The organism is Paraburkholderia sp. EG286B, assembly GCF_040965655.1.
Lineage (GTDB): Bacteria > Pseudomonadota > Gammaproteobacteria > Burkholderiales > Burkholderiaceae > Paraburkholderia.
The window spans coordinates 1-4,371 of the sequence record NZ_JBFRCF010000078.1; the positions used below are offsets into that span (position 1 = coordinate 1).

A 4,371-nucleotide genomic window follows, 5' to 3' on the forward strand; every position below is an offset into this window, starting at 1 on the left:
TTCAAAAAGGTGAAAAGCTGGGCTCAAAAATTCACGAGCAGCTTTCACAAATTAGCCGCGATCCGTGCCTTGTTCGGTCATTTTTTAGGCATCAATCTGTCAGCTATATTGCTGACGTGTGAGTAACGTGACAACGCCATGGCGACATCGTGATGCCATACTCGCGCTCGATCAACTGCGCAACCGACTCCCGCGTCCACAGATAGAAGGGCAACATCATTGGTCCGGCATCCGCTCGACGATCAACCTTCGGATCCTCGCGGCTTGCCTGTTTCCCAAGCGGCCGTCGTCTGCCACGCTTCTCAGGACGCAATGATCGCAACCCGCCTTCGCGAGAGAGCTTCATCCATTTGCTCACTGCGCGAAGGCTTACGCCATGCGTCTTGGCCGCCGCAGTTTGGCTCATACCATCGCGCACGGCCTGCGCCGCCATCTCTCTCAGGTGTGCCTGCGTGGCGCCATCAAGTTTCGGGCATCGGGTTTCGTATTCATGCCCATATAACGCATTACACGCTATTTGGTGCACCGGTCAGTAATGCGCGACAAAACCGATTATTACGGCTCAAGCGCTCACCCTCCCACTTTGCCCGTCAAGCCAGAGCCTTGCGTTTCTAAACTCGTTTTCGCTCTGATTGACGGCCATCGAGATGAGGCCGATGACTTCGCTCATGTCCTTGTCGAGGTGCTTATCCGGATGGAATCTGATCAGGAGCTTCTTGTGGGCTTTTCGTACATCGAATTCTGCCTCCTCTATTTTTTTTCGCATTTCTTCGATACCCTTGCGAGTTTGGGCCTGAGCCATTACTTCGTTGTCTAATACGCGCCCGTCCATGCCCAAAACTTGCCGCCAGGCCGCGCCCTTCACAACGCCCAACTGCTCGAAAGCGGTTGGGCGGGATCCCTTCGCCCCGAACGATTCAGTTGGATTCCCTTGGCGCTTTGTCGTGCTCGAGGCCATGTCCGGCGGCGATGCCATAGGATTCGGTGGCACATTGTCCGGCGCGCACCATCCTGACCAGCGTTTCTGAAACGGTGGAACCGGACCGGTACCAAATCCCGCCGCCGGACGCCATTGGCGAGGACCCCGTGCAGGCGGATGCGCATAACCCGGCACGGACTGCCCGGCACCCATGGCCGGCGAGTTGAAGCCTCCGTAGGCGCTGTAACCGTCGTTGTTTCCATACGTGCCGCTGAGGCTTCCCATGCCGCCGAAACCGGCCATTCCGCGCGAGCGCCATGCAATTGCGAAGGCACCCATCATGCCCATCATCGGCAAGGCGAGCATGCCCATTCCGAGGCCCGGCATGCCCAGCATACTGCTGCCGATCATGCCGATGCCGGCGAGAGCCGAAATCGAACCGAGCGCCAACGGCATCGCGGCAATCATCGGCAGATTCGGCGAACGCATCTGCTGCGCGTAATCTGGTGAATATGGTCCCGCTCCATAGTCGAATCCGTATCGATGCAGGGGTTCATTGCGCGGTATCTCAGAGGTCGTGGTGAAGATGATCTTTTGCATGCGGTTGCGAATTGCGGCACGCGTGCGCCGGAATGCATCGAGCACGCTTCTATCGACTTGTCGAGAGCGTCCACTGCGTTCGGATGAAGCCGTCGACGCCGAGGGGGATGCAGGTGGAACCCCGTTCGCAGGAACCGCGGACGCGCCCGTTGACGCCAACGTTTCGCGGATGGGCAGTCCGTTCAATGTCTCACTTGCCGCCGGCCCACGCCGCGGCGACGAGTACTGCCGTACAGGCGTGGACGCTCGTGTCTCGGGTGAGACAGACGTCGTGGAGGCATGATCGGCGATGATTGATGCGGTGTCGATGTCAACAGGCATGGTTGCAATGGAGCCGCAGAAGGAATGGTGGTGCAGCCATTTGAAAGCATAGGCCGCACTGCCGGTGGCCCGATCGCGAACACGAACTTATGACGACGCCGGCGAAAAAATCTGACGAGTGCCCGTTGGTAACTGGGGCATTGTTCAGCAGGGCAGGGCCGCAGCTGGTTGCATACGCAACTAGGTATTTTTGACGCAAACGGCCTTGCCGAAGCTGCTCCACAGATTCACGAGGTTCGCGATAGTCACGCCCTCGCGCTGCTGCGATTCGGTTTTGCGCATCAGTAGCCGCGCGCCGATGCAACGCTTGATTCGCGAGATCTGCGCCTCGACGAGCGCGCGCTGGCCGTACGGTTCTGTTGCAATAGCGGAGGCTGGTATGCTGCGGGACCTTACAGGATGATGTGAACGACAATGAAAGCGCTGAGTCCAGCGCTAGCCAAAGTGCTGAAGCGGTTGCACTCTAAATACCGGGAAACGCACAGCTGATGACGATGGCAGGGAAGCGGTGACCGTGGTAAAGCGACTTTTTTTCATCACTTCATTCTACCCCCGCTACTGCGTCAACCTGACGGGGCCCCCGTCACGTCTCCACCCGCGAGTTCTACAGCCGCATCAATGCACCCACGCCGGATCTGGGCCGCGCAGCTGAACTGCCGCCGCCGAAGGTGCTCGAAACCAAGCGCCAGTATGGGGAGCGCGTCTACGACCACCTGAAGGACTCGGTCTGCCCGGTCCTGCGCAGTGTGAGCACCAGGCTCACGCACGCCGAGCTCGCCACCTGTGATGCGCAGGGGTTCAGACGGGCTGCGGAGGAGTCACGGCTGGATGTCGAGGTGCAACGCCGGCATGGGCAACAGAAGCTCGAGCGCGCGAAGGGCCGCTGCGCGAGATACTCGAGCTCGTGCTGCGCGGCGGGCCCGCGCTCGAACAGCGGCGGCAGGTGATGCTCGCCGCGCTCGGCAAGGAGGTCGAAAACCGGTCGCGCTGCTCCGGCCACAGTGCCGATCAGGACGAACCGGACCTCGATCGCGGACCGAAAGTCGGCCTGTGAACGGGATGCATGCGTATTTCATTCGCGTCGTTCGTATGCGACGGGGGGGCAGGCGAAAGCGTGCTAAATTTCCGGTTCCAAGACCGAGGAGGCTTGACGTTGCCCGCGAATTTCGTATCCGCTAACCGAGCGTTTATTATTCCGCTTGCTTTCGCTGGGCGGCGTGCCAGTTTTGTTCAAATTGCATCGGACTGACGTAGTTCAACGTCGAGTGCAGACGCCCATGATTGTAGAAGCTCATCCAGTCAAGCACCTCGTCCATCGCCTCGCGACGCGTCGCAAAGCGTTGACCGTGAATGCGGGCCTGCTTCAGCGATCCCCACAGGCTCTCCGTCGGTGCGTTGTCCCAACAATTTGCTCGGCGGCTCATCGAACTGCGCATGCCGTAACTCTTGAGCAGGTCCTGGAACTCGGCGCTGCAATACTGGCTCCCACGGTCGCTATGCACGATCAGTCCGGCCTCCGGACGACGCCGGAACCACGCCATTCGCAACGCGTCAGAAACCAGCTCCGTGCGCATGTGCGGCTTGAGCGACCATCCCACGACCTGACGACTGAACAGGTCCAGGATGACCGTCAGGTACAGCCAGCCCTCGTCGGTCCAGAGATAGGTGATGTCCGTCGTCCAGACCTGATCGGGCTTCGCCGGCGAGAAGTCCCGTTGCAGCAGGTTCGGTGCGACCGGCAGATTGTGCTTGCTGTCCGTCGTGGCCTTGAACCGTCGCTTGGTGCGCGCCTTGATGCCATGCAGCTTCATCAGCCGCTGAATCCGGTCCTTGCTCACGCGAATGCCTTGCGCAAGCAGCTTTTTCCACACGCGCGGCCAGCCGTACTCGCTTTTGGATTCGGCATGGACGGCGCGAATGTGGACCAGCAACGCGTCGTTGCTGATGCGTCGGCGCGGCCGATCAGGATCAACGTCGCGGGCCTTACGGTTGTGATAACCGCTGGGACTGACGCCCAGCGCCTGGCAGGCCACGGAAACCGGCCATTGCCGGCTATGTCGTTCGATCCACGCGTACTTCACACCGACCCCTTCGCAAAGTACGCCGTCGCTTTTCCCAGGATATCGCGCTCCATCTTCACGCTGGCCAGTTCGGCGCGCAGCCGAGCAATTTCCATCTGCTCGGCTGACACCTGTTTGCCCGCCCCATTGAGCTTGCCCGCATCGTCGGCCTTGATCCACGCATTCAGCGTCTGCGTACTGATACCCAGAATCTTCGCCGTCGCCGCCTGGCTCTGGCCGTTACGCACCATGCGCACCGCTTCAATCTTGAATTCCAGCGTGTACCGCGCCCTCGGGTTACCCATTGCTAAATTCTCCTTTACTGAAGTTTTACACACTCTCAGTAAGAGACCGTTTCAAAAAGACTGCTCGGCACGTCTGAAGATGTTCCAGCAGACGAGCGAGCAACCAAGTTTAAGGAATGCCTCGTGAATGTCGGCTCGACGCTCAAAGCGAATGCGAAGACGACGA

At 59.7% G+C, this 4,371-nt stretch carries 4 protein-coding genes and 2 pseudogenes; 2 read left to right on the forward strand and 4 right to left on the reverse strand.

Features of this window, described 5'->3' with window-relative positions:
- Positions 1 to 122, forward strand: a pseudogene (locus AB4Y42_RS43490) (IS630 family transposase); the annotation flags it as partial.
- Here AB4Y42_RS43490 and AB4Y42_RS43495 read toward each other — a convergent pair.
- Both AB4Y42_RS43495 and AB4Y42_RS43500 read right to left on the reverse strand, forming a co-directional pair.
- Positions 104 to 433, reverse strand: a complete 330-nt coding sequence (locus AB4Y42_RS43495; RefSeq protein ID WP_368692387.1) for a helix-turn-helix domain-containing protein — start codon at positions 431 to 433, stop codon at positions 104 to 106. The pseudogene AB4Y42_RS43490 and the gene AB4Y42_RS43495 overlap by 19 nt on opposite strands.
- Positions 434 to 562: 129 nt before the next feature.
- The gene (locus tag AB4Y42_RS43500) at positions 563 to 1,564 is read right to left on the reverse strand and encodes a hypothetical protein (RefSeq protein WP_368692386.1); all 1,002 of its coding nucleotides are present in this window, start codon (positions 1,562 to 1,564) and stop codon (positions 563 to 565) included.
- 944 nt (positions 1,565 to 2,508) lie between these two features.
- Between AB4Y42_RS43500 and AB4Y42_RS43505 the strand changes: the two genes are divergently transcribed.
- On the forward strand, positions 2,509 to 2,787 hold the full coding sequence (locus AB4Y42_RS43505; RefSeq protein WP_368697789.1) for a hypothetical protein: 279 nt from the start codon (positions 2,509 to 2,511) through the stop codon (positions 2,785 to 2,787).
- Between the two features lie 243 nt (positions 2,788 to 3,030).
- Here AB4Y42_RS43505 and AB4Y42_RS43510 read toward each other — a convergent pair.
- A protein-coding gene (locus tag AB4Y42_RS43510) for an IS3 family transposase (protein WP_368692384.1) occupies positions 3,031 to 4,205 on the reverse strand; the annotation gives its coding sequence in 2 pieces (ribosomal slippage) (positions 3,031 to 3,956 and positions 3,956 to 4,205; 1,176 coding nt in all).
- A gap of 51 nt (positions 4,206 to 4,256) precedes the next feature.
- A pseudogene (locus AB4Y42_RS43515) lies at positions 4,257 to 4,371 on the reverse strand (IS5/IS1182 family transposase); the annotation flags it as partial.

Coding starts and splice junctions, on each gene's coding strand:
- AB4Y42_RS43495 (WP_368692387.1), bottom strand. CDS start 433: ATGGCGGCGCAGGCCGTGCGCGATGGTATGAGCCAAACTGCGGCGGCC.